The organism is Ensifer sp. LC11, from assembly GCF_001695835.1.
In the GTDB taxonomy this organism is placed as follows: domain Bacteria; phylum Pseudomonadota; class Alphaproteobacteria; order Rhizobiales; family Rhizobiaceae; genus Ensifer.
Map to the genome: position 1 here is coordinate 16,714 of NZ_MBSO01000015.1, position 26,026 is coordinate 42,739.

19 protein-coding genes and 1 pseudogene are annotated in these 26,026 nt (G+C 61.6%); 12 read left to right on the forward strand and 8 right to left on the reverse strand.

The annotated features are described in order from the left end of the window. Positions 1 to 56: 56 nt before the first annotated feature. From BBX50_RS12665 to BBX50_RS12675, 3 genes are read left to right on the forward strand one after another with little or no spacing between them, the layout of a single operon-like run. A complete protein-coding gene (locus BBX50_RS12665; RefSeq protein ID WP_201723479.1) occupies positions 57 to 1,544 on the forward strand; it encodes an MBOAT family protein in 1,488 nt (495 codons plus the stop codon). A gap of 14 nt (positions 1,545 to 1,558) precedes the next feature. After that, positions 1,559 to 1,792 carry an acyl carrier protein gene (locus BBX50_RS12670; protein WP_065775684.1) on the forward strand — a complete coding sequence of 78 codons (234 nt, stop codon included), beginning with the start codon at positions 1,559 to 1,561 and terminating at the stop codon, positions 1,790 to 1,792. A 23-nt stretch (positions 1,793 to 1,815) separates the two neighbouring features. Continuing rightward, positions 1,816 to 3,726, forward strand: a complete 1,911-nt coding sequence (locus BBX50_RS12675) for an HAD-IIIC family phosphatase (protein WP_244513147.1) — start codon at positions 1,816 to 1,818, stop codon at positions 3,724 to 3,726. 271 nt (positions 3,727 to 3,997) lie between these two features. On the opposite strand, the gene BBX50_RS12680 is transcribed toward BBX50_RS12675, so the two are convergent. Further along, a complete protein-coding gene (locus BBX50_RS12680; RefSeq protein ID WP_065775686.1) occupies positions 3,998 to 4,303 on the reverse strand; it encodes a hypothetical protein in 306 nt (101 codons plus the stop codon). A gap of 392 nt (positions 4,304 to 4,695) precedes the next feature. Between BBX50_RS12680 and BBX50_RS12685 the strand changes: the two genes are divergently transcribed. Beyond that, positions 4,696 to 6,792: a carboxy terminal-processing peptidase gene (locus BBX50_RS12685; protein ID WP_065775687.1), complete on the forward strand. Its 2,097-nt coding sequence runs from the start codon at positions 4,696 to 4,698 to the stop codon at positions 6,790 to 6,792. A 231-nt stretch (positions 6,793 to 7,023) separates the two neighbouring features. Here BBX50_RS12685 and BBX50_RS12690 read toward each other — a convergent pair whose 3' ends face one another. Then, complete coding sequence (locus tag BBX50_RS12690; RefSeq protein WP_065775688.1) at positions 7,024 to 7,380, reverse strand: GFA family protein; 357 nt, start codon at positions 7,378 to 7,380, stop codon at positions 7,024 to 7,026. Positions 7,381 to 7,715: 335 nt separating this feature from the next. Between BBX50_RS12690 and BBX50_RS12695 the strand changes: the two are divergent. From BBX50_RS12695 to BBX50_RS12725, 7 genes and pseudogenes are all read left to right on the forward strand, one after another. After that, a pseudogene (locus BBX50_RS12695) lies at positions 7,716 to 8,656 on the forward strand (ABC transporter permease). Further along, positions 8,656 to 9,528: an ABC transporter permease gene (locus BBX50_RS12700; protein ID WP_065775689.1), complete on the forward strand. Its 873-nt coding sequence runs from the start codon at positions 8,656 to 8,658 to the stop codon at positions 9,526 to 9,528. Before BBX50_RS12695 ends, BBX50_RS12700 begins: the two are co-directional and overlap by 1 nt. Before the next feature lie 5 nt (positions 9,529 to 9,533). Next, on the forward strand, positions 9,534 to 11,135 hold the full coding sequence (locus tag BBX50_RS12705) for an ABC transporter ATP-binding protein (protein WP_083213658.1): 1,602 nt from the start codon (positions 9,534 to 9,536) through the stop codon (positions 11,133 to 11,135). A 28-nt stretch (positions 11,136 to 11,163) separates the two neighbouring features. Then, the gene (locus BBX50_RS12710; RefSeq protein WP_065775690.1) at positions 11,164 to 12,753 is read left to right on the forward strand and encodes an ABC transporter substrate-binding protein; all 1,590 of its coding nucleotides are present in this window, start codon (positions 11,164 to 11,166) and stop codon (positions 12,751 to 12,753) included. A 70-nt stretch (positions 12,754 to 12,823) separates the two neighbouring features. After that, entirely contained in the window at positions 12,824 to 13,978 is a 1,155-nt protein-coding gene (locus tag BBX50_RS12715; protein ID WP_083213659.1) for a Xaa-Pro peptidase family protein, read from the forward strand. A gap of 133 nt (positions 13,979 to 14,111) precedes the next feature. Beyond that, entirely contained in the window at positions 14,112 to 14,969 is an 858-nt protein-coding gene (locus BBX50_RS12720) for a LysR family transcriptional regulator (protein ID WP_065775692.1), read from the forward strand. A gap of 161 nt (positions 14,970 to 15,130) precedes the next feature. Beyond that, on the forward strand, positions 15,131 to 16,528 hold the full coding sequence (locus BBX50_RS12725; protein ID WP_244513148.1) for an amidohydrolase family protein: 1,398 nt from the start codon (positions 15,131 to 15,133) through the stop codon (positions 16,526 to 16,528). 269 nt (positions 16,529 to 16,797) lie between these two features. On the opposite strand, the gene BBX50_RS12730 is transcribed toward BBX50_RS12725, so the two are convergent. The 6 genes from BBX50_RS12730 to BBX50_RS12755 all read right to left on the reverse strand — a co-directional run bounded on the left by BBX50_RS12730 (position 16,798) and on the right by BBX50_RS12755 (position 24,471). Continuing rightward, a complete protein-coding gene (locus BBX50_RS12730) occupies positions 16,798 to 17,502 on the reverse strand; it encodes a GntR family transcriptional regulator (RefSeq protein WP_065775693.1) in 705 nt (234 codons plus the stop codon). A 243-nt stretch (positions 17,503 to 17,745) separates the two neighbouring features. Continuing rightward, complete coding sequence (locus tag BBX50_RS12735; RefSeq protein WP_065775694.1) at positions 17,746 to 18,942, reverse strand: cyanate transporter; 1,197 nt, start codon at positions 18,940 to 18,942, stop codon at positions 17,746 to 17,748. Between the two features lie 217 nt (positions 18,943 to 19,159). Then, positions 19,160 to 20,872 (reverse strand): ABC transporter ATP-binding protein, encoded by a 1,713-nt coding sequence (locus BBX50_RS12740; protein WP_065775695.1) that lies wholly within the window; start codon positions 20,870 to 20,872, stop codon positions 19,160 to 19,162. 1 nt (position 20,873) lies between these two features. Beyond that, entirely contained in the window at positions 20,874 to 21,770 is an 897-nt protein-coding gene (locus tag BBX50_RS12745) for an ABC transporter permease (protein WP_065775696.1), read from the reverse strand. Continuing rightward, entirely contained in the window at positions 21,770 to 22,735 is a 966-nt protein-coding gene (locus BBX50_RS12750) for an ABC transporter permease (RefSeq protein WP_065775767.1), read from the reverse strand. Before BBX50_RS12750 ends, BBX50_RS12745 begins: the two co-directional genes overlap by 1 nt. A gap of 161 nt (positions 22,736 to 22,896) precedes the next feature. Continuing rightward, positions 22,897 to 24,471 (reverse strand): ABC transporter substrate-binding protein, encoded by a 1,575-nt coding sequence (locus tag BBX50_RS12755; RefSeq protein WP_065775697.1) that lies wholly within the window; start codon positions 24,469 to 24,471, stop codon positions 22,897 to 22,899. A 165-nt stretch (positions 24,472 to 24,636) separates the two neighbouring features. On the opposite strand from BBX50_RS12755, the gene BBX50_RS12760 reads away from it, so the two are divergent. Continuing rightward, positions 24,637 to 26,013, forward strand: coding sequence for an amidohydrolase family protein (locus tag BBX50_RS12760; protein ID WP_065775698.1), 1,377 nt, complete (start codon positions 24,637 to 24,639; stop codon positions 26,011 to 26,013). Positions 26,014 to 26,026 lie beyond the last annotated feature (13 nt).

The window sequence follows — 26,026 nt, forward strand, 5'->3', positions numbered from 1 at the left end:
TATTCCTTCTCGGCCTGTTACCGATTGCACTGACCGGCTTTTTTGCTCTTGGGCGTATGGGTAGGCCCAAACTCGCGCTGATCTGGCTCTCGCTTGTTTCGATCGTCTTCTATGGCTGGTGGAACGTGACCTACGTGCCACTGCTGTTGGCGTCCATCGTTGTCAATTACGCAATCGGCGTTGTGCTTGCTCGACGAAAGGTGAGGAGCCTCCTCATCGCCGGCATCGCTCTGAACCTGCTTCTGCTCGGCTACTACAAATATGCAGGCTTTTTCGTGGTCACGATCGACAGCATGCTCGATCTGGGTCTGCCTGTTCCAGCTATTCTTCTCCCCCTGGCGATCTCGTTCTACACATTTCAGCAAATCGCCTTTCTTTGTGATGCCTATGAGGGTGTCGCGGAGGAGCAGAGCTTTACCAACTATTGCCTGTTCATCACTTTCTTTCCGCAACTGATCGCCGGGCCTATCACTCATCATAAGGAGATGATGCCGCAGTTTGACGACGCGCGGATCTTCAGGCCCCAATCGCGCATGCTGGCACTCGGCGGCACGATCTTTGTCGTTGGCCTTTTCAAGAAGGTGATTATCGCCGACACCATGGCGCTTTGGGCAAACCCGGTCTTCATGGCCGCCAACAACGGTGACGCGTTGCAGATGCTCGAAGCTTGGAGCGGAGCGCTCTCCTACACGCTGCAGATGTACTTCGACTTTTCCGGTTACTCGGACATGGCGATCGGCCTCGGCATGCTGTTCGGCATCCGTTTGCCGTTCAACTTCGATTCGCCGTTCAAGGCGCGCAACATCATCGACTTCTGGTCGCGTTGGCACATGACCCTGACACGGTTCGTCACCGCCTATATCTACAATCCCTTGAGCCTGTGCCTGACGAGACGCTGGGTCGCGAGCGGCAGGCCGGGCCTGCGGCGCGGCAAGACCAGCCTTGCAGCCTTCCTCGTCCTTCTCGCCTCGCCAACCATTCTAGCGATGGTCATCATCGGCTCGTGGCACGGCGCCGGCTGGCAATTCGTGGCTTTCGGTTTGGCGCACGGGCTGTTTCTCACGGTCAATCACGGTTGGCGGATGCTCAAGATGCGCTGGCGGTGGCGCGTCGACAGCGATCGGCCGATCCACGTGATCCCCTCGGTTCTGGTGACGATGGGATGCGTCATGGTCGGGCTCGTGTTCTTCCGGTCTGCCGACCTTGCGACGGCGCTACACCTCTTGCGCTGCATGGCCGGCTTTAACGGCCTCGGCTTGCGCTCTTCGGAACTGCTGGATTGGGATGCGGTGCAGGTGCAAGTCCTGCTCTTGGCGATCGTTTGGTTCCTTCCAAACGTCCAGGAGTGGTTACGCCGTTACGAGACAGGTCTCGGTGCAGTGCGGCCGGCGACGTGGCTTGAACACAAGCAGCACCTGGTTGGCAGAATATTCGCCTGGCAACCGACGCCGGCGTTTGCCGTCGTTACCGGGCTGATCGGCTTTCTCGCGGTCACGCGCGCGCTGTCGGCCGCGCCAACCGAGTTCCTGTATTTTCAGTTCTAGGGAGTGTCGAGATAATGGAAGAAATCTATGAGCGGCTGGAGACGATCTTCCGGGATGTATTCGACGACGACAGTCTGCTCGTTACCTCGGAACTCACGGCGAGGGATGTCGAAGGCTGGGACAGCATGATGAACGTGCAGCTCATGCTGAGTGTCGAACGCGCCTTCAACGTGCACTTCTCGGCCAGCCAGATCGCCTCCCTTGGCAAGGTCGGCGATCTTGCCGCACTGATCAAACGCATGACTTGAAGAGATTGCACCAGGAGCTGAACGTGAGTTGCGACCTTTTTCTGGACCTCGCTTGGCTGCCTCGGCCACCCGCCGAGTTCAAGGATATGTGCCGGCGCCTCGCGGGCAGCGCGTCGGGTGCCGAGATCCAACACCTCGCTTCGTTTGCTCTGGACGCAAACCAGGCGGCGCGGCTGGCCCGCGTCATCCGCGCCCTGCAGGGGCAGAACCGCCTGCTGTCACCATTGACCCCCGTAAAGCTCGGCATACTTGCGAACGGCACCATCGATCTGGCGATAAACGCTCTCGCTGTCGCCGCTGCCCGGCACGGGATCCTGCTCGAATGTGTCACGGCTGACTACGGGATGTTCATCCAGGAAGCGCTCGATCCCGCTTCGCGCATGAATGCGGCGCGGTGCGATGTCGTGCTCCTTGCCCTAGACTATCGCGCATTTCCCTTTGCTCGCTCGCCTGGAAACGCAGCTGCCGCAGCCGCAAACATAGAGGAAGCTATCAGCTTGCTGAACCGGATTCGCGACGGAATCTCTGCCAGTGGAGCGATTTGCATCCTGCAGACGTTGGCGCCGCCCGTCGAGGCGTTGTTTGGCAGCCTGGATCGCTCCTTGCCAGGTACGCCGCGCCATTTCATCGACGGGTTCAACCGGCGTCTTCTAGCGGGCCTCGAAGGCACGACCGACATACTACTTGACGTCGCTGCCATTGCCGAAACGGTCGGCCTTGCCAACTGGCATTCGCCAAGCCATTGGAACCTTGCGAAGTTGCCGTTCGCCGACGGCTGCGTTCCTTTCTATGCCGACCATGTCGCACGGCTCCTGGCGGCGATGCGGGGCAAGGCCCGGCGTTGTCTTGTTCTCGACCTCGACAACACGCTCTGGGGCGGCGTCGTTGGCGACGACAGCCTGCACGGGATCATGCTCGCCGAGGGCGACGCCGTGGGCGAGGCGTATCGAAGCGTGCAGTGCCTGGCACTCGCCTTGCGCGAGCGCGGCATCGTGCTGGCCGTATCGTCCAAGAACACCGACGAGGTGGCGAGGCGCGTCTTTCGCGAGCACCCGGAAATGCTGATCCGCGAGGAGCAGATCGCCGTCTTCCAGGCGAACTGGGACGACAAGGCGACGAACATCAAGGCGATCGCTGGGGCCCTGTCGCTTGGGCTTGAATCAATGGTATTGCTGGACGACAATCCCGCCGAGCGGGGGCTGGTGCGGCAGATCCTGCCGCAGGTGGCAGTCCCTGAACTGCCTGACGATCCGGCCCTGTTTGCACGTACGCTGGCGGCTGCCGGGTATTTCGAGGCGACGATCTTCTCGGACGAGGATCGCCGGCGCGCCGCTTACTACGAGGGCAATGCCCATCGTGTGGAACTGCAGGAGCGGGCGGGCGACATCGATTCCTACCTCGCCTCGCTCGAGATGGAGATCACTTTCAGGCCGTTCGATCGCACCGGGCGATCACGGATCGCGCAGTTGATCAACAAGTCCAATCAGTTCAACTTGACCACCCGGCGCTATACCGAGGCCGAGGTGGCGGCGATCGAGAACGATCCGTCGTGCACGACGTTGCAGGTCCGTCTCGCCGACCGGTTCGGCGACAACGGGATGATCAGCGTGGTCATTTGCCGAACGCTGCCGGAGGCGACCTGGGAAATCGATACCTGGCTGATGAGCTGTCGGGTGCTGGGGCGACGGGCCGAGCAAATGGTGCTGCGCGAAATCCTGCGGCAAGCGTGCGAGGCCGGGATTCGCACGCTCGTCGGTATCTATCGACCAACGGACCGCAACGCCATGGTGCGCGACCACTATGCGAAGCTGGGCTTCACACAGGTCGCAGCCGAGGAAGGCAGCACGAGCCGGTGGATGCTTGATACGGCGACGGAGATCGGTTCCGCACCGATGCGGATCAATCGCGCTTTGCCCGCAGACCTCCATACGTAGAGTCGAGGCCGGCGCTGTAATCCGGATAGCTTCTTCAGGCACAGGGTCCGGCAGTAGCGATCGAACGGGCCGGTCCGATTGAGGTCTTCGTGATCGCGCTTCGATCTGGGCGCTACGAGGCCATATTCATCTTCTTCAGCGGCGGAAGCGAAAACATCGGCCCACGGCGCTCACCTTCCTTATGTGCTGATGACAAGAGCGCTTACTGCACCGAGTGCAGCGCGTACCAGATGCACGCCACCGTCTTAGGCGCCCCGACCGGCGCGAGTTCCTAAATCCCTGAGCCGTCGAGCTCCTGCTCGTCGTCGCCTTCCCAGGGTGAGGGCATCGAGGTGCGATTGAGGCTGGCCGAGGGCATCGGCATCCAACACTTCAATTCCGGCTCGGCGTACTCGACGATGCGGCCGGGCGAGGAATCAGAGGCGCGCCAGCCTTCTGCACCAAACTGATCACCGTTCGACCAATATGCGAGGTCAACTTCTGCCGCCCCCTGTTCGGACGGGCGGATCGTGACGAGGATCCGACTGCCGTCTTTCGGCGCGCTTGCCATGTGGCGCCAGGGGTCTGGTTCGGCCATCGTTTTCCTCCTGCCTTGCTACAGGTTGCAAGTCTCGCCTCGCCATCGAAAACGGTCAACTCAAACTTTGCACGACCCATTGTCTCTCGTGATTTTTCGCGCAGAAGCAGTTCGCGCGGAACGGCGGCTGGTTACATTTCTTGCCGTCGACATTGTTGGTTATTCGCGACTCATCGAAGCCGACGAGGCCCGGACGCTGGCAGCAACTAAGGCGTGGCGATCCGAAATCTTCCCGATCTCAATGACCGCAAAGGGCGCAAGCAGGTTTGCGTCAAGCTCCTTGAGCCGAAGATCGTTGGATGCGTGTATGATCCACCCGGTTGCCAAAAAACCATAATTGCTTCACCTAGATTGGTATCGCCGCTTGGCATTAAGAATTGGATCACCGCTGAATGCGCATATCATACCTCCTCCTTGGTGCATTTCTTGCAATCGCGCATTCCGCCTATGCTGAAGTCGCCTTACCGCCCGTTTTGGAGCCGCTGAAGCAGCAGGCGCAGGCCGCTCAGCTCAGTGCAAAATTCCTCACGCGTTTCAGCTACAAGCCCGTTCCGCTCGACGATGCCTTGTCGGCGAAAATCATGGATCGTTACATCAAATCGCTTGATCCGGACCGCGTGCTCTTCCTGCAAGCTGACATCGACAGGTTCATGTCTGACCGCAGTGAAATCGACGACGCCATCAAACGGAAGGATTTGAACGTCCCGTTCGAGATCTTCAACGCATATGGCAAGCGCGTTGTCGACCGCATGAACTACGCACGCAGCTTGCTTCAGCAGGATTTCGATTTCGGTGCGCAGGAAACCTATTCGGTGCTGCGCGAGAAGGCGCCCTGGCCACAGATGGAAGCCGAGACCAACGAGCTTTGGCGCAAGCGCGTCAAAAGCGACTGGTTGCGGCTGAAACTGGGCGGCAAGTCCGACGCGGCTATTCGCGAAACGCTCGACAAGCGATATGCGAACGCTATCGATCGCGCCCGCAAGTACAAGAGCGATGACGTTTTCCAGTTGTTCATGGACGCCTACACAACATCGGTCGATCCGCACACCGACTATTTCGGCGCGACCGCTTCGGCCGATTTCAATATCGCGATGAAGCTTTCCCTGATTGGTATCGGTGCGGTTCTGCAGGAACGCGACGACTACACGACGATCCGTGAGCTTGTGCCCGGCGGGCCGGCGCAATTGTCCGGCAAGCTCTCGGTCGGAGATCGCATCACCGGCATTGGCCAAGGTAAGGATGGGGCGATAAAGGAAGTGGTTGGCACGCGCCTTGATGAAGTCGTGCAATTGATACGAGGCAAGGAAGGGTCCGTCGTACGCTTGGATATCCTGCCGGCGGATGCCGGACCAGATTCCCCCCATCGTGTTGTTACCTTGGTGCGCGAAAAAATCAGCCTCGAAAAGCAGGCTGCCCAGAAGACCGTGCTGTCTGTGAAAGCAGGCGAAGCCACGCGCAAGATCGGGGTGATCACCCTGCCTGCATTCTATGAGGATTTTGAGGCTCGGCGCAAAGGCGACAAGGATTTCAGAAGTGCGAGCCGCGATGTCGCAAAGCTTCTCGGCGAGCTGAGCCGAGAAGAAGTCGATGGCGTTCTCATCGACGTGCGCAACAATGGCGGCGGCTCACTGGACGAGGCGATCGATTTGACCGGGCTGTTCATCGGCAAGGGCCCAGTCCTTCAGCAACGCGGTAGCGACGGCAAGGTCGCGGTTACCCGCGCGGATTTCCCGGCTCCTGTCTGGACGGGGCCTGTGGGTGTCCTGATCAACCGCGGGTCGGCATCGGCTTCGGAGATTTTTGCCGCGGCAATCCAGGACTACGGCCGCGGCGTGATTGTTGGCGAACCCAGTTTCGGTAAGGGCACCGTTCAAACGGTCGTGGACCTCGACCAACTGGTTCGTAACAGCAAACCCGAATTCGGTCAGCTGAAAGTGACGATCGCCCAGTTTTTCCGGATCGACGGCGGTACGACACAGCTGCGCGGCGTGACGCCGGATATCAGCTTGCCGGGACTTTCCGATCCGACAAGGTTTGGCGAGACCAGCTATGACAATGCCCTGCCGTGGGCAAAGATCAAGCCGGCCAACTATGCGCCCGCCGACACGATAAAGACGCTGCTGCCGACGCTGCAGAGCCGCCATGATGCGCGGGTTGAGAGCGATCCGGACTTCCAACGCCTGTTAAAGGACATCGCAGAGCTAAAAGCCCAGCGTGAGAAAGGGGTTATCTCCCTCAACGAAGCCGAACGTCGCAAGGAATTGACCGCGCGTGAAGATCGACTGAAGTCACGAGCACAGACAAGCGATGGCGAAGATACGCGTGACGATGATGGCCTCAATGCAGCCGAGCGTAGCCTGAGTGCAGACATTGCCATTGAGAATGCGCGCAAGAACGCAAAAGACGTCCTGCTGGACGAGGCGGCCGCCATTCTTGCCGATGAGGCGGAGTTGCAGAAAGGCGTGCTGAAGGCGGCCACGGAGCAATAGGGACTGCAAACGCTCACATCCGGCCGAGGATGCGTTTGATGCCGTAATCCCTTCGCTGCGCGGCCAGGGTTCGCTGACGACGTGGCGGTGCTCGTTCCGGTGCGTCAGGCACGGGGCGCGGAAGGCGACCCGGAGCCGATCGCCTTGAGCGTTCGCTCCGTCGCCCATACCGTGCGCATTCTTCAAAGCGATGAGCTGGGCGGCAGGTGTGCCGCACCGCCCAGTTTGCCGCTAATCGATGAGGTTGATCTCTTCATCCGGTTGATACCAGTCATGGCGCCGTCTCGACCAGAAGATCGAGGCCGGTGCACGGAAATCTGGCTCGCCAAAACAGCCGACGGAAACAACGATCTTATCTTCGATGACCTCGGCTTCCATGTAGATGATGGTCCCGCAGTTCGGGCAGAATACCTGGTCCATCCACAAGCCGGTACTGCTGATGCGCCGAAACCGCCGCCGATCCCCCTCGTCAAGGGTAACAGCCTGTTTGCTGTAGCGCGCGCGATAGGAAAACGCGGACCCCATCGGCCGTAGCCGCGCGGCCACTGCGTCAACGATGACCTGTTCGACATCGCGCCGGTTGGCCAAGGCGCAAGGTCGGCCATCCGCGTGATGACACGCGTGAGAACCTCGAAGGTGCTTCTGCAGGCTTGGTTCCAAAACTGCTGTGCAGGTTGTTGCCACTTTCGAGCTTGGGAGAGTCGCCCATCTGCTGTTAAGGCTCGATCCCCCATAAATCGTATACAAAAATTGAAGTAAATGCATACTTGAGTAAATCTTCTCCCATTGGGATTGGCGGATCTGTCGATGATTCAGGGAGGCCTCCGGCTGGTTTCAGCAGAAAAACACTTTACTTTTTGATCAATGTATGCAAATTGTATACAACATAATAAGAAGAATGCATTCAATCTAGGAGGAGTTGTATGCTAAGCTTCGTCGCAAGAAGGGTGCTTGGCCTCGTGCCCGTCATCCTCGTCGTTTCCATCGTCGTCTTTCTGCTTCTGCGGCTCAGTCCCGGCGACCCGGCGATCGTGATCGCGGGCGACAATGCGGATGCTGCGACCATCGAGAGGATCCGCTCGTCTCTCGGTTTGGATCAGCCGCTGGTGACGCAGTTCTTCATCTGGGCGGGTTCTCTGCTGCAGGGCGACCTCGGGATTTCGATCTTCTCGAACATCCCGGTTGCCGATCTGATTTTGCAACGCCTGGAGCCGACGGCTTCGCTTGCCGTCACAACCCTCGTCTTCGCCATCCTGATCGCCGTGCCGCTCGGCACGATAGCCGGCGCCACAGCCGGGAGCTGGCTCGACCGGGGCTTGATGCTTGTCTCCGTGCTTGGCTTCTCGGTTCCCGTTTTCGTGCTCGGCTACTGCCTGATCTACGTGTTCTCGTTGCAACTGCGTATTTTGCCGGTGCAGGGTTTTGCCAGTATCAGCGACGGCATCGGTCCGTTTCTCTCATCGATCGCCTTGCCAACGGTGACGCTGGGGCTCGCCTATCTGGTGCTGATCGCGCGCATCACACGCGCCAGCGTGCTGGAGATGATGGGTGAGGACTTCATTCGCACGGCGCGCGCCAAAGGCGTAAAAGAGCGCCTCGTGGTCACCCGGCATGCGCTGCGCAATGCGGCGATCCCCATTCTGACGGTGATCGGCATCGGTGTCGCCCTGCTGATCAGCGGCGTCGTGGTCATAGAGACCGTGTTCAACATACCGGGCGTCGGCCGCCTCGTCGTCGATGCGATCCTCAAGCGGGACTATCCCGTGATCCAGGGCGTCATCCTCATGTTTTCCGGTGTCTAGTCCTCGTCAATCTGGCGATCGACATCGGCTACGCCTTCCTCGATCCAAGGGTGCGTTTCTGATGAACAGCCTTGCTTCCCCCTCAGCCGCGCCGGCGCGGGCGAAACGCCACCTTCCGGCATTCCTTTCCCATCCGTCCGTTGTTGTGGGCGGGTTCCTGGTCCTGGCGATCGTCCTTATGGCGATGGCGGCACCGCTTCTTGGAACGGTCGATCCGACCCGCATCGATCCCGGCATGCGGCTGAAGCCGCCGTCGGAACTTGCCTGGTTCGGTACCGACCTCTTCGGCCGCGACGTCTACAGCCGGGCCGTCTACGGCGCGCGCAGCTCCATCCTGATCGGCCTCTGCGTCGCGACGGCAGCGCTTCTCATCGGTGTTACCGTCGGTTTGGTGACGGGATATTTCCGCTGGGTCGATGCCATCGTCATGCGCGTCATGGACGGGCTGATGGCGATACCAACCTTCCTGCTCGCCATTGCACTCGTCTCGCTTACCCGCGCCAGCATCGGAACGGTCGTCGTCGCGCTCACGATCCCTGAAATTCCGCGCGTGGTGCGGCTGGTGCGCAGCGTCGTGCTGACGGTGCGCGAGGAGCCTTTTGTCGAGGCTGCCATTTCCGTCGGCACCTCGACGCCGAAGATCCTCGTGCGTCACATTCTGCCGACCACCTACGCGCCTCTCATGGTGCTGGGCACCTACATCTGTGCCTCGGCCATCCTGATCGAAGCCGGCCTGAGCTTCCTCGGCACTGGCCTGCCGCCGGAAATCCCGAGCTGGGGCAACATGATCTCCGAAGGGCGCACCTTCTTCCAGGTGGCACCGCGGCTCGTTTTCCTGCCGAGCCTTTTTCTGGCGCTCACGGTGCTTGGCATCAATCTGCTCGGGGACGGTCTGCGCGACACGCTCGACCCGCGCATTGCAAAACGGATGTGAGAGTGATGCTGATGAAAACGCCACCTGTCATCGAGGTTCAGGACCTTGCCATACCGCTACCGGGCGGTGGCGACCGCGGTTTTGCGGTCGATCACGTGTCCTTTTCTGTCGCCGCCGGCGAGATCGTCTGCGTCGTCGGCGAATCCGGCTCCGGAAAGTCCGTCACTGCCCAGTCGATCATGGGGCTGCTTCCGAAGGTGTTTCCCAAGCCCGCCGGCCGCATCCTGTTTGAGGGCAGGGACATCACCAGGGCAGCGCCTGCCGAGATGCGGGATTTGCGCGGTCGCGGAATAGGCATGATCTTCCAGGAACCGATGACCGCCCTGAACCCCGTTCAAGCCGTCGGCAAGCAGATCGACGAGGTGCTGCGCACCCATCTCAGGCTTTCCGGCAAGGACCGCTTCAATCGGGTCATCGCGGCGATGAAGGAGGTCAACTTACCGGATCCGGAGCGGATGTATCATGCCTTTCCGCACCAGCTTTCGGGCGGGCAGCGCCAGCGCGTGCTGATCGCGGCAGCGCTCATTCTGGGACCGAAGCTGTTGATCGCCGACGAACCGACGACCGCGCTCGATGTGACGACGCAGGCTCAGATCCTGAAGCAGATCCGCGATCTGCAGCGCGAACGCGACATGGGAGTGCTGTTCATCACCCACGATATCGGCGTCGTCAGGGAGATCGCCGACCGCGTGGTTGTCATGAAGGCAGGCAAGATCGTCGAGCAGGGTCTGACGGATCGGGTGCTCGATCAGCCAACCTCCGACTACACCCGCATGTTGATTGCCGCCGTGCCGACCTTGGAGCCGAAGCGCAAGGACCACGTCGTGACCGGCGAGGTTGCCATCAAGGTAGACGGGCTCGCAAAGACCTATCACAGCGGCGGCCTCTTTCGCGACCGGCGGACGGTGCATGCGCTTCAAGGCGCTTCGCTGTGCGTACGTCGCGGCGAAACGCTCGGTATCATCGGCGAATCCGGTTCGGGAAAATCGACGCTCGCCCGCTGCATTACCCAGCTGATCGAACCGTCTTCCGGCAAGGTCACCCTTTCGGGCGGCAGGGACGGCCGGGCCTTCCGCCAGCGTCTGCAGATGGTGTTCCAAGATCCTTACCGATCGCTCAACCCGAGACGCACCGTCGGCCAGTCGATCATCGAGGGGCCGATGAATTTCGGCCAGAGCAGGGCGCAGGCTCTGGAACGGGCGCGTGAACTGATGCAGCTCGTTGGGCTGGAACCGCATGCGGTCGATCGTTTTCCACACCAGTTCTCGGGCGGCCAACGTCAGCGGATCTCGATTGCCCGGGCGCTTGCGATGGAGCCCGATATCCTCGTCGCGGATGAAGCTGTCTCGGCCCTAGACGTCTCGGTGCAGGCGCAGGTTCTGCGCCTCATCGACGATATCCAGAAGCGTCTCGACCTGGCGATCCTCTTCATCACCCACGACCTGCGCGTCGCCGCGCAGATTTGCGACCGGCTGATCGTGATGCACCGCGGCGAGGTTGTTGAGGAAGGCACCGTGGCTTCCGTCTTTGCGGCACCGGCCCATCCGTATACCCGCGAGCTCCTCGCATCGATACCGGGCCGAGCAGAAGAGACCGTTTCGGCCTGACGACAGACAACACCAAAGGGGAATGACCATGTTCAATCATACGAAAGCGTCCTTGCGGGCCTTGCTGGCTTCCGCTGTCCTCCTGTCCGGTATGGGGGTCGCCCTTGCCGAGACCACATTGAAGGTTGTGCCGAGCGCCGACCTCCAGGTTCTCGACCCGATGGGGTCTACCGCCGATATCGTGAAGATGCACGGCTTCATGATCTACGACACGCTCTATGCGCTCGACGAGCATTTCGTGCCGAAGCCGCAAATGGTCGCGGATATGAAGCTGTCGGAGGACAAGAAGACATATCGCTTCACGCTGCGTGAAGGCCTGAAATGGCATGATGGTCAGCCGGTCAAGGCGGAGGATTGCGTGGCTTCGTTGAAGCGCTGGCAAGCACGCGACGCCGCCGGCCAACTGATGGCGCGCCAGCTCAAGGAGATGCGCGTCGTCGACGACGGCACCTTCGAACTGGAGTTCAACCAACCCTACGGCATCGTGCTCGAATCCCTGAGCAAAGTGGCATCCAACATCCCCTTTATGATGCCGAAGCGCATCGCCGAAACCGATCCCTTCAAGGAAATCAGCGAGTATATCGGCTCCGGTCCCTACAAGTTTGCCAAGGACAAGTGGGTGCCCGGCAGCAAGGTGGTCTACGAGAAGTTTGCAGACTATGTGCCGAGGCCGGAGCCGGCGAGCGGCCTTGCGGGCGGCAAGGTCGCGCAGTTCGATACCGTGGAATGGGACATCATCAAGGACCAGCAGACGGCGCTTTCGGCGCTGATGAGCGGAGAGATCGACTTCTGGCAGAACCCCTCGCTCGACCTGCTGCCCGTCATCGAGGCGGCCGGTAACCTGAAGACCAAGGTCATCAACGAGACCGGAACGCAGGGCACGCTGTTCTTCAACCACACGCAGCCGCCTTTCGACCATGCGAAGGCCCGGCAGGCGATGTTCTACCTGACGAACCAGCAGGCCTATCTCCAGGCGGTCAATGGCAATCCGGACTACTATCGCACCTGCGCCTCCTTCTTCATCTGCGGCAGCCCCATGGAAACCGAGGCCGGGCTCGAGGCGCTGAAAGCTCCCGATCCGGCAAAAGCCAAGGCACTCTTTGAGGAGGCGGGGTGGGATTTTTCCAAGCCGATCGTCATTCTCGATCCGACGGACGAGAGCATCGTGCATCCGGAGACGGTCGTGACCGTGCAGGCGCTGCGCGATATCGGCCTGAACGTCGACGTCCAGGCCATGGACTGGGCCACGGTGCTGAAGCGGCGCAATTCCAAGGAACCGGCCGACAAGGGCGGCTGGAACCTGCTGCATTCCTATGTGGGCGGCCAGGTGGTCTCCAACCCGGTCTGGAGCATCACCTTCTCGGGCGCGTGCGAGAAGGGCATCTTCGGTTGGCCTTGCGACCAGGCGCTTGAGGACCTGCGTTTGAAGTTCGCTCTTGCCGACGGGCAAGACGCCCGCAAGGCGGTGGCTGCAGAGTATTCCACCCGCGCCTTCGAGACCGGCCATCACGTTCCGCTCGGTCAGTGGCGAACCTTCGTCGCCTTCTCCGACAAGGTTTCCGACGTGCTGGTGACGCAGGACGTGCCGGTCTTCTGGAATGTCAAGAAGAGCGATTGACGCGACAAATGGAGAGCGGCTCACAGCCGCTCTCCACACGATCTTCCCGTTAAAAATGCGAGCAGAAACCATGTCGACCGACTTCGACCGTTTGCCCTTCCAACCTGAAGAATACCTTGCCCGCCGCGACGCCTTGCGAAAGCTCATGGCCGAGCGCGGCATCGACGCCTGCGTGCTGAACTCGACCGAGAACATGTATTACCTCACCGGCTTCGGTTCCCTCGCATACGGTGCCACGTCGCTGATCGTGCGCTCAGACGGCAAGGCGCTCTGGGTGATGCGCCTGACGGAGCTCAGCAACATTCGCGCGCTGAAGGGAAAAATCTGGGCTGACGAGGGTGTCGGTGTTCCCGATGGGCAGGACTACACCGCGGTGCTTGGCCGCACACTTGCGGATTTTGCGCCCGGCAAGGCGGTGATCGCGGTCGAGTACGGAACGATCCAGACGGCGATCAGCGGCTTCGTACGGCCGAAGGATGATGCGGTCGTCAACGCGTCCGGGCTTGTCGAGCACCTGCGCCGCATCAAGAGTGCTGCCGAAATAGACCTCCTGCGCCAGGCCGGCCATATTGCCGCAAAATCCTGTCACGATGGTTTTGCCGCACTCAGGGAAGGAATGACCGACACCGAGCTTGCCATGGTCGTCAGCGACAGCATGCTCGCCAGCGGCAGCCATCGCCCTGCCAAGATGCCGAATGTGTGCGCCGGTCCACGTTCGGCCCGGGCGCATGTCACCTGGTGCGGCGCGCCGATTTCCCGCGGCGAACTTGTCAATATCGAGCCGGCCGCCTCCGTCTTCGACTATCATACGCCGATCTTCCGCTTCTACTCGATCGGCAAGCCGTCCGATCGGGTCCTGCGCCTGTTCGACGTTTGCAAGGAAGCGCTCGATGAAGGCTTTGCCCGGGTTCGGCCCGGAATGACATCCCATGAAGCGGCGCGGGTGTTCGAGAGTGTCATCGAACGGCGCGGCTTTGCCGAGTGGCTGGTTACCCGGCCAGCCTACAGCATCGGTGGATCTTTCCCGCCCGGCTGGGGCGAGGACAATGTCATGGCCATCCGCCGGGATCACCATGCCATTCTTGAAGAGGGCATGTGCTTCCACGTTACCCCTTGCCTCTACGAGGACGGAGTGGGATGTGTCGGCGCCAGCATGCCGTCGGTTCTGACAGCGAACGGTTTCGTGTCCCTCAGTGGCGACGAGGCGGTCTTCGGCGTGAAGTGAGTGTCTGCGATGCCCGGCGGCAGGAGCGGGCCAACTGGCCGGGTTCGCACTGTCTGCCGGCCGCCTCGTGTGGGCGATCTGTTGGCGGTCCCTATCCTCGCCAACACCCTGCTCCTGCGCATTTGGAGGACGAATGAGCCGCTACCCTATGTTCAATCCGCAGCTGCTGCTCAGCTTCGTGGCCATTTGCGAAAGCAACAGCTTCACCCGCGCTGCCGAACGGGTGAACCTATCCCAGTCAACCGTCAGTCAACAGATTCGCCGGCTCGAGGAGATGCTGGGGAAAGCGCTTTTCGAACGCTCATCCCATCTGGTGCAACTGACGGAAGAGGGCGTCAAGCTGTTGAGCTATGCCCGTCGGATCATCGCGCTGAACGAGGAGGCGCATGACGCCTTGGCCGGCCCCTGGCGCGATGGAGTGCTCCGGTTGGGAATGCCGGAGGACTTCACGGTACCGACGGTCGATCTGCTGGCATCGTTCAACGGCCAGCATCCCCACCTGCGGCTCGATGTCACCAGCGGGTTGAGCGCCGATCTGCAGCTTGCCTATCGCGAGGGAGAGCTCGACCTGATCCTCGTCAAGCAACGCCGCAAGCAAGTGCCGCGTGCGGCAAGGCCGGAACCACTGCTGTGGCTGGACAGTCTCGTGCGTCCGGCGATTGAGCAGTCGCCAGTGCCGTTGGCCGTGTTTCCACTCAACGGCCTCTACCGCGAGGAGCTGTGTCAGGCGCTGGACAGTCTCGGTGTTCGCTGGCGTATCAGCTACAGCAGCGCCAGTCTGGCAGCACTTGCCGCTGCTTCCGCCGCCGGTCTTGGCATCAGTCTGCTGCCCGCCAGCTGTCGGCTGCCTTCGCACCGCGTACTGGGTGCTGCCGAGGGGCTGCCATCAGTCGATGATTTTGAGCTGGCCCTTTTCTACCGCGACAATGCCAGTCCGGCTGCACTCGCGCTGGCGGAACGCCTTATTGAGTACTGTGACTTGCGGCGGTGAGACATCGATGAACGCGTCTCCACCTCTTTGTCATTGGTGATTGCCGCGATGCGGCGCGCGTGCATTGGCAAATCGAATGGTCATCATTGGTAAATGTCGCTGCCATGCGGCGATGCCGTTCGGTAGATTGACGGCTCTAACTCAATCCAAATGAGGCACCGATGTTGGAACAGACGCTACCGCAAAGCCGCAGGACATTTCTCAGCCGCACGGGGATGCTGACCACTGCGTGCGCTGTCGCTGGCTTGTCTGGTGGCGTGGTTCGCGAGGCATCGGCGAATACCGCAGCCGACGCCAGCGAAGCACGTACCGAGGCATTCACAGATCGCCACTATCTTTTGACCGGCGTGCGGTTGGAAGATGGGTTTGAGTATGACACCGACATCGTCGTCGCCACACGCACGGCACTTTATGCCTTGGAGATCCGCGACGGCGCAATCGTCGCCTTGCACCCGGAAAATGCTGTCCTGCCCGAAGGCGTGCCACGCTATGAGGCCCATGGGCACCTGTTGCTGCCGACGTTGCGCGATATGCACATCCATCTGGACAAGACGTTCTATGGTGGTCCTTGGCAGGCGCCGCGACCGCGTCAGGGCAAAACCATCATGGACATGATTGCGCTCGAGGAAAAGCTGCTCCCTCAATTGCTGCCGACCTCGCAAGAGCGCGCGGAGGGTCTGATCGCCCTGTTGCAATCCAAGGGAAGTACCGTTGCGCGCAGCCATTGCAACATCGACCCGGTCAGTGGCCTTAAAAGCCTTGAACACCTGCAGCGGGCGCTGGAAAACCATCGCGATGATTTCGTATGCGAAATCGTCGCTTTCCCCCAGCACGGCCTGCTGCACTCCAAGGTCGACGGCCTGATGCGCGAAGCGATGCAGATGGGCGTTCAATATGTCGGCGGCCTGGATCCGACGAACGTCGACGGCGCCATGGAAAAATCGCTCGACGCCATGTTCCAGATTGCCCTGGACACCGGCAAAGGGGTGGACATCCATCTGCACGAAACCAGCCCGGCCGGTGTCGCGGCGGTGAATTACATGATCGATACGGTCGAGAAGAATCCGGCTCTCCGCGGCAAGGTAACGATCAGCCACGCTTTCGCGCTGACCACGCTTGCTCCGGAGGTCCTGGAGGAGACGGCTGCGCGCATGGCGGAGCAAAAAATATCGATCGCCTCGACGGTTCCGATCGGCGGCCTGATGATGCCCTTGCCGCAGCTCTCCCAGAAGGGCGTTTTCGTGATGACCGGAACCGACAGCGTCATCGACCACTGGTCGCCGTTTGGCAGCGGCGACATGCTGGAAAAGGCGTATCTCTACGCGCAGCTTTATCGCGGCTCGGACGAATTCCGTCTGTCACGGGCCATGTCGATTGCCACTGGCGGCGTCCTGCCCCTCGACGACCAGGGCAAACGCGCCTGGCCAAATGTTGGCGATGAAGCGTCGTTCACGCTCGTCGGGGCGAGCTGCTCGGCCGAAGCAGTCGCTCGCGTGCCGGCCCGAAGCGCGACCTTCCATAAGGGGCGTTTGGTGTCGGGCGCGGTTGGTCAGGCCTGACGGCGTCTACACGCAACGAAAACGATGTTCGGCATCGCGAACCGGCCATTGACCGTGCCTTGCCGAACGTCGAAGTACCGTGAACCGGGCAGATGCTATCCAAGAAATGGCTCGCGTGCCGTACTGTCGCGCAACCGGATAGGGGCCGCTCGCACCTCTCGTTTCGGCTAGAGCATCCCGCTCTCAAGTGGGGCCACGTGAGACGGAAAGATGCTCTAGAATCAAAGTGCTAGAGCGTCCTTGGTGCGGTCTTATGAACGCACGGCGTTCTAGGCGAGGCCCTCTGCCACTGCATAGGCCGAGAGCACTTCCTTGATGTTTCTGTCCCCATCCGCGGGAAGCAGGGCACGTGTCGTAACCGAATCGAGGTGATGGGCCATGAGGGCTGCCGCCTCGTCGGTCTTGCCGGCGATCAATTTGTCCAGAAGCTCCTGGTGCTCCGATACGGCGCATTCCGAAGAATGCGGCCGACCATAGAGCGCAAGGATCAGGGAGCTTCGGGCGACCAGTTCGTTCACATAGCGGATGAGGCTGGTGTTGTTCGTCATCTGCGCCAACAGGGTATGGAATTCGCCCGCCAAACGGATGGACGGAGCGCGTTCCTTCTTTGCTGCCTCCTCCGCAGAAATATGCGCGGAGAGCACGCCGATCTGCTCACGCGTCAATTTGCCCGAAAGCGTCTCTACCACAAGACGCTCCAGTGCCATTCGCGTCAGGAACAGATTGCGCCCTTCTTCAAGCGTCGGGCGCGCAACCATCGCTCCCTTGTTCGGGCGCAGTTCTACCAACCCCTCCTGGCTGAGACGAACCAGCGCTTCGCGCACGAGCGTTCGGCTGACGCCCAGCCTTTCGCCGATCGAGTCTTCCGGCAGCTTCGATCCCGGAGACAGCGCCTGGTCGAGGATTGCGCGCTTCAATACGCGATGAACGGCCTGAGCGCGGCCGCCGCCTCCATCGCTCTCTTTGTTTGCCATTCTGGTCACTCCAATTCGTAGCAATTGTCTCCTCGAATTGCATACAAAATGGCGAGATGTCCAGTGATTTGCTATTTCGGACAGGCAGGCACGCTCGACGACATTTCCGAAAAGACCACGGCTTGTCGCCAACCGATGGGGCACGACATCGCTTATCGTCCGGCTGCCCGCGGCCCGAGTTTTATCTCAAGCGGTTGGAGACGAGGCCAAAAGGCCACGTCCTGTTCAAAGCAAACACGTCGCTCAGACTGGCGCCTGCATGGCTTGCGCGTAGCGCGACGGATTGAAGCGCATGTAGAGGAAGAACACGCTGGCGACGCAGGCAAGGTGCAGCGTCCAGCCGGGCGCGAAGCTGCCGCTGACGTCGTGCAGAAATGCGGTGGCGAAAGGGCCGAGGGATGCAATCAGGAAGCCGCCGCCTTGCATCAACGCCACCAGAACGCCGGCCTCCTCCGGTCGCGGCAGATGATCGAGTGCCGTGACGATCGCCAACGAGAAGCTGCTGCCGAGACCGGCGCCGCACAGGCTGACCCAGATCGCGGGCGCCGCTTGGGGCAGGAAGGCAAGACCGGCAAAACCGATCGCCTGCATCGCCAATGTCAGGCGCAGGAACGCGCGGCGGTCGATGCTGCGGCGGGCCAGGACCGGCAGACCGAGGGCGCCAACTGCCTGACAGATCGCCATCAGCGCCACGAGATTGCCGCTATCCTCGCTGCTCCAGCCGAGAGACTGGTAATAGGAGGCGAGCCAGGCGACGGCGGAGGAGTAGCCGGCGTTGACCAGGCCGAAGGCGAGAATAAGCGTCCACGTGCGGGGCCGTCGTAACAGCTGGCCGGTAAGTGCCCTGTTGGGACGGTTGCTGCGCGAGTCCGATAGAATGAGACATGCGGCGGCGAACGCGACAAGGGCAGGGGCCGCAAGCCAGGCGAGCGCCGGGCGCCACCCGTAACCGTGACTGACGAGCAATGGCGTCAGCCGCGCGCCCAACGCCCCGCCGCCCATCAGGATCGCGGAATAGAGGCCGGTGACCACCGCTATGCTCCGAGGAAACTCTGCCTTGATGATGCCCGGAAAGGCCGCCTGGATGAAAGCGACGCCGGCGCCGCAGAGGGCAGCGGTCATGACCAACGCTGTGCCTCCCGGTGCGACGAGCCGCAGCATGGAGCCGGCCGAAAGTACAAGCAGGGCAATCAGAATGCCGCGTCGCGTGCCGATCACGGCCTGCAGCGAGGGCGACACGAAGGCGCCCACGCCCATCAGCATCATTGGCAGCAGGGTCAGCAAAGCCAGGCTGCCATAGCCCATGCCGGTATCGGCGACGATTTCAGATAGCACCGGTCCCGGTGCCGTTAGAAATGGCCGCAGATTGACAGCGACCAGCACCACGAGAATGAGCAGCATCCATTGTCGGCCCGTCGTGGGCTGGGTTGATTTGGACATGGTCGGGTGTTTCCTTTACGTCTTCTTCTTGTTTTTGTGGCCCGGAGGCACTTGCGCGGTGGCGCGTCAAACGTTCGTTATGGGCAAGCCGCCAAAAGCCGTCAGCTGACGCCGGGTAGCGGCAGGCTGAAGAGGATGTCCGCGATAGGTCCCCGATCCCGTTGGCTTCGGCCGGCGGGATGCAGGGCGGTCGGTATCGGTTTTTTGTCCTCCACGCCTACGCCGAAGCCAGTTCCCGCCCCAGAATGCGCTCGACCGATGGAGCAAGGCGGAGAAGCTCGCGCGTGTATTCGTGTTTCGGGGCGGTGAAGAGGGTCTCGGTATCGGCGAGCTCGACGATCTCCCCCGCCTTCATCACGGCGACGCGGTCGCACATTTGACGGATCACGGCGAGGTCGTGGCTGATGAACAGCATGGAGAGGCCGGCGAGGTCGCGCAGGTCCTTCAGGAGGTTGAGGAGCTGTGCCTGCACCGAAACGTCGAGCGCCGAGGTCGGCTCATCGCAAATGAGCAGTGACGGGCGCGGCCCGAGTGCCCGGGCAATAGCGATGCGCTGGCGCTGGCCGCCGGAAAAGGCGTGCGCGAAGCGCGTGCCGGCGTCCGCGGGAAGGCCGACCGCTTCGAGCAGCGTCTTTGCGTCCTGCCGGGCTTCATCGGCGCTGGAGGCGAGCTTGTAGAACAGGATCGGCTCGGCAATGGCGGCGTTGATGCGCAGGCGCGGGTTCAGCGCCGAGTAGGGATCCTGAAACACCATCTGCAGGGATTGGCGCACCGACTTTTCGCGCCGGCCCCCGAGCGCTGTGCCCTGGAAATTGATCGAGCCACCGCTTTGGGTGACGAGACCGGCGATGGTGTTGGCAACGGTGGTCTTGCCGCAACCGGATTCACCGACGAGACCGAAGATCTCGCCGCGCCGAACATCGAACGAGACGCCCTTGACTGCCTTGAAAACCGACGCCTTGCGGAACAACGAACGCGCTCCATACTCCACGGCAAGGTCGCGTACAGAAAGCACCATGTCGTCGCGATTGCCGGTCTCGCTCTTTGCATTCTTGCGGCGCACGGAGGCGCGGGCGTCAAGCGCTACCTGCGTTTCCTCGCTCGGCACCGGTAGGCGCTCGAGGCGTACATCGATGGGCGGCACGGCCCCAATCAGCGTGCGGGCATAGGGTGCCTTCGGCGCCGTCAGTACCTCGCGCGTCGAACCGCTTTCCACGACCGCGCCGTTTTGCATGATGGTGACGCGATCAGCGATCTCGGCGACGACGCCCATATTGTGCGTGACGAGCAGCACGCCGACGCCGCGTTCATCGGCAAGATCGCGGATGAGCTTTAGGATCTGCGCCTGCACCGAGACGTCGAGCGCCGTCGTCGGCTCATCGGCGACGATAAGCTGCGGATTGCAGGCGAGTGCTGTGGCGATGACCACGCGCTGGCGCTGCCCGCCGGAAAGCTGGTGCGGGTAGCTGCCGAGCCGGCGTTCAGGCTCCGGAATGCCGACGGCCTTCATCAAGTCCAGGGCGCGGGCCTTCGCCTCTCTGGAAGAGAGCTTCAGGTGGGTGAGCATGCCCTCGCAGAGCTGGCTTTCCACCGTAAAGAGTGGGTTGAGGCTCGTCATGGGATCCTGGAATATCGCGCCGACATCGCGACCGGGCACGATGCCTTCCGTGCGGCCGGTGCGTAAGTTGATCTCCTTGCCGGCAATGACGATCGAGCCGGCAGCGATCTTGCCGGGAGCCTGCAAGAGACCCATCAGCGCGTTGCCGACAGTGGTCTTGCCGGCGCCGGATTCGCCGACGAGGGCGTGGATCTCTCCGGGACGGATCATGAGATCGATGTCCTTGACGGCGACAAGCGTGTTGCCGTTGGCCAGCGGATATTCGACGCGAAGATTGCGGATGTCGAGGACGGGGCGCGTTGTGTCGGTCATCTCATCGGGCCATCAGTTTCGGGTTGAAATGGTCGCGCAGATAGTCGCCGATCACGTTGACGGCGAGCACGAGGATAACCAGCACCGTCGCGGGCATCACTGCGATCCACCAGAGACCGGAGAACAGGAACTGGTTGCCGATGCGGATCAGCGTACCGAGCGAGGGGTAGGTCGGCGGCATGCCTGCGCCGAGAAAGGAGAGGGTTGCCTCCGTCAGGATCGCGCCCGCAAGGTTGATCGTGGCGATGACCATCACCGAGCTCATGATGTTCGGCAGGATGTGGCGGCCCATGATGCGGGGCGCCGGCAGGCCGATGACCTTGGCAGCGCGCACATAGTCGCGTGCGATCTCCACCATGGTCGAGGCGCGCACCGTTCGCGCATATTGCACCCATTCGTTGATGGCGATGGAGAAGATCAGCACCAGCGGTGCCCAGGCAAGCATCGTCTCGGCGCTCAGCTGCGCGCGGGCGATGCCGCTGATCAGCAGTGCCACAAGGATGGTCGGGAAGCTGACAAAGATGTCGGCGACGCGCATCACGATACTGTCGACCATGCCGCCGAAGAAGCCGGCAACGAGGCCGAACACAACGCCGAGGACGGCCGCAAAGATCACCGCGCCGAGGCCGATGACGACGGAGATCCTGAGCCCGAAGAGGATGACCGAGACGAGGTCGCGGCCCTGGTTGTCGGTTCCGAGCAGGAAGCGGGGATCACCGCCCTCCATGAAGGCAGGCGGAATTTCCATATCCATCAGCGAATAGGAGGCGACGTCGCGTGGGTCCATCGGCGCGATCAGCGGCGCGAAGATGACGAGGATCAGCATGATGAGAAGCACCAGGCTGGCGATCATCACGGAAACCGGCGGAAGCCGGCGCATCAAGGATTGCGTGGCCATTATCGTGTCCTCAGGCGCGGATCGATGAAGGTGTAGAGAATGTCGACGATCATGTTGATCATCACGAACAGGAAGCCGACGAAGAGAAGATAGGCAGCCAACACCGGCACGTCGGGATAGCCGACGGCGTTGGTGAAAAGCAGGCCCATGCCCGGCCACTGGAACACCGTCTCCGTGACGATCGCGAAGGCGATGAGCTGGCCGATCTGCAGGCCCGTGACGGTGACGACCGGCATCAGCGCATTGCGCAGGGCGAGCCGCCCATAGATGTACGGCCGTGGCAGGCCGCGGGCGAAAGCGAAGCGGATGTAGTCCGACGACAGGACGTCGATCATCTCCGAGCGCACCAGCCGCATGATCAGCGTGAGCTGGAAGAGCGCCAACGTGATCGACGGCAGGATCAGCGACTTCAGGCCCGAAAGCGACAGGAAGCCGGTCTCCCAGAGGCCGATATCGACGAGATCGCCGCGCCCGGAGGATGGCAGCCAGCGCAAGTTCACTGCGAATATCAGGATCAGCAGCAGGCCGGTGACGAAGGTGGGCATGGAAATGCCGACGAGCGTCGCCGACTGGGTCAGCCGCGAAAGGAAGGCGTTCGGCTTCAGCGCGCAGAGCACGCCGAGCGGAATGCCGAGCGAGAGCGCCAGCACGGTGGCGACGATCACGAGCTCCAGCGTGGCGGGGAGGCGACTGAGCAACAGGGTCGTCACGGGCTGCTGGTAGCGATAGCTCGTGCCGAGATCGCCCGTCAGCACCTGGCCAACGAAATTTGCGAACTGCATTGCTACCGGCTTGTCGAGGCCAAGAGCAACGCGCACGGCATCCTTTTCCGCCTGGGTCGCACCCTCGCGCACCATCGAGGCGACGGGATCGCCGACGAAGCGGAACATGACGAAGGCGATGGCGGTGACCGCGACCATCACGAGGATGGCCTGAAGCAACCTGACTGAAAAAAGTCTGATCATCGGATAGTCCTTGCCGGGAGCGATCTTGCCCGAAGGCAAAAACCGGGTTTGTGCGCTCCCGTGTCCTCCGTGCCGTCGCCGGCGATGGAGGGGTTAGCCCGGTTTGGGTCCAGTCCCGGCTTGCCTTCGCTTGCCGGGACTGGATCCTGGGAGAATCCCGATTACTTCTTGATCTGCGCAAACCACGGACGCACGTACTCGTCCGGGAACTGCGGCATGTCGACCTTGCTGCTCATCGCCCAGGCGACCGGCTGCTGGTGCAGCGGCAGGTAGAGCACCTGGTCATGGGTGATGCGGAAGGCCTCCTTCAGCGTCTCGACGCGCTTGGTCTCGTCAAGTTCGCCTGCAGCGGCATAGGCCAGCTTGTCGATGTCGGGATTGGAGAGGCCGTCGGCATTGCTGCCGCCGAATGTGCCGTCATTGGTCGCAAGCAGCGCCTGCAGAGGGCTGAACCCGTCCATCGGCGGCAGCGAAGCCCAACCGAGGAGGTAGACATCGAACTCGCCCTTGTCGGTCCGCGGGAAGTAGGTCGTCTTGCTCTCGACGTTCACATTGGCCTGGACGCCGATCTGTGCCCACATGGAGGCGACCGCAAGGCAGATCTGCTCGTCGGCGATATAGCGGTCATTGGGGCAGGCGAGACCCGTTTTGAAGCCGTCCGGATAACCGGCCTCGGCCAGCAGTGCCTTGGCCTTGGCGACGTCATAAGGCAGCGGCACGTCGATATCCTCGTCGTAACCGGTCACGGCGGGCGCGACCAGCATGCCGGCGGTGCGCGACTTGCCACGCATCAGGCGTTTCTGGATGGTTTTGCCATCGATCGCGTGCCACAGGGCCTGGCGCACGCGCACATCGCGCAGCGGATTGGGCTGGCCCGGCGTTGCATGCAGTTCCGGCCGGTAGCTGAAGACGAAGAAGATGGTGCGCAGCGACGGATTTTCGACGACCTTCAGCCCATCGGTGGCAGCGATCCGGTCGACGTCCTGTAGCGGCACGGGCGCAATCATGTCGACTTCACCCGACAGCAGTGCTGCGACGCGGGTCGCGTCGGAGGCGATCGGGCGGAATTCGACCTCGTCCAGATTGTGTTGCGGCTTGTCCCACCAGTCCTTGTTCACTTCGAAGACGGAGCGCGAATCCGGTTCGTAGGCCTTCAGCTTGAAGGCACCGGTTCCGTTGGCATGGTTGCTGGCATAGGTGACGACCCCGGTCGAAGCGTTACCCGGCTTCAGCGCGTCATGCTCCGCCATCCAGGGCTTGCTCATGATGTAGATGGCCGCGAGATCGTTGAGGAGCAGTGGGTACGGTGCGCGCAGGATGAGGTCGACGGTATACTCATCTACCTTCTCGACGCCGACAACAGTGGAAAGGTTCTCGCGGTTGCGCGCGCCGGGATCGATCTGGCGCTGGATCGTCGCCACGACGTCGTCGGCATTGAAAGCTTGACCCTCATGAAACTTCACGCCCTGGCGCAGCTTGAAGCGCCAGCGGGTGGGCTCGACCACCTCCCAGGACGTGGCGAGCGCCGGTTCCAGCTTCAGTTCCTTGTTCCGGCGCACCAGAGGGTCAAAGACCATGTGATGAACGCTCTGGGTAAAGCTGTCGACCTGCGCATTGGGGTCGTAGGAAATCACATCGCCGGACGAGGCCCAGCGCAGTGTTTCGGCGAAGGCGGGGGCGGATAGCGGCGCCAGAAGGGCGATCCCCGCCAAAAGGGTCTTGATAGAGGTCTTCACTGGTTTCTCCCGTTTAACGTATACATATTATCTGTTCTATTGGATACGAATGTTCCCAAAAATAGTGTACATCTGATGTGAACAATATCAAGATGGTGAAAAGCGGTTTTTGGCCGCTCTTGGCGAAAAATGACGCCAGATCGACAGCCGGAGAGGGAAAATTCGATGAAGAATGCACTGCTGATTGAAAACGCCACGGTCCTGACGATGGACGCCGGCCGACGCGTTCTTGAGCGCGGCCACGTTCTTGTCGAGGACGGACGCATCTCCAGCATCGGCGAGGGAAGCTTTGCCGGAGAATGGCAGGCTGAGCGCATTGATGCCTCGGGCATGGTCGCAATGCCAGGATTGATCGATACCCACGCCCATGCCGGGCACATGTTGACCAAAGGGCTTGGCAGCGAGGTGGAGGATTGGATGGAGGTAACAGGCCGCATTTACGCGACAGCGACCGATCCTGAATTCTGGGCGGCCGAAGCGGCGCTGTCGGCTGCGGAAAGGATCAAGTGCGGCACGACGACTGCGGCGCTGCTGTTCGGCGGCGGCCCGGATATCATGCGCAGCGAGGCTGCGGAGGCGGCCGAGGCGCATCTCACCTCGGTTGCCGCCATGGGCGTGCGCGAGATCTTGGCGATCGGTCCGAACCGGCCCGGGCAGGCACATGTCTATCGTCAGTACACGCCGACGTCCCACAACGACATCGTCGTATCCCCGGACCGGCAAATTGAGGTGGCCACGGAATTGGTCGATGCCTGGGCCGGGCGCGGCGACCGGCTGCGGGTTGTCTTTTCCCTGCCTGTTTTCGATGAGCAAGAACTGCGCGACGAGACCGTGTATAGGATTGCATGCAAAGTGCGCGATCTTGCGCGCGAAAAGGGGGTGCTCCTGGTGCAGGACGGTCACCGGGACGGCTCCATCGCCGCGAACGATGCGCGCCTTGGCCTCTTTGACGGGCGCTCTCTCCTTGCTCATTGCATCGACTTGACGGAGGCTGACCGGCTGGTTTTGCAGCGGACGGATGCCAAAGTTGCACACAATCCGAGTGCGTTGATGTCGCTCTATGGCCGCTGCCCGGCGCCGGAGCTCATGGGGGATGGCGTGACGGTTTCGCTCGGTACCGATGCAGCCGCGCCCGATCGGTCCTTCGACATGTTTCGCAACATGTTTCAGGCCCATCGCTACCACGCGCGTCATTTCGCAGACGATGCGGTGCTGCCGCCGCTGCAGCTGCTGGAGATGGCGACGATCGGGGGCGCGCGTGCGCTGATGATGGAGGATGAACTCGGCTCGCTCGAGGCAGGCAAGCGCGCCGATATCATTCTCGTGAACATGCGTCAGCCGCATCTCTGGCCGCCACACGATCCGGTCCAGCGCCTTGCGCGTTACGCCAATGGGGCGGATGTGGATACGACCATCGTCGGCGGGCAGATCCTGATGCGCGGGCGCCGCCTCGTTGACCAGGACGAGGACGCGATCCTGGACCGCGCCCTGAGTGCCTTTCATCTGGCCATGGCCCGCGCCGGGCTGAGCGAGCGCGCGTAAGCAACGGGACAAG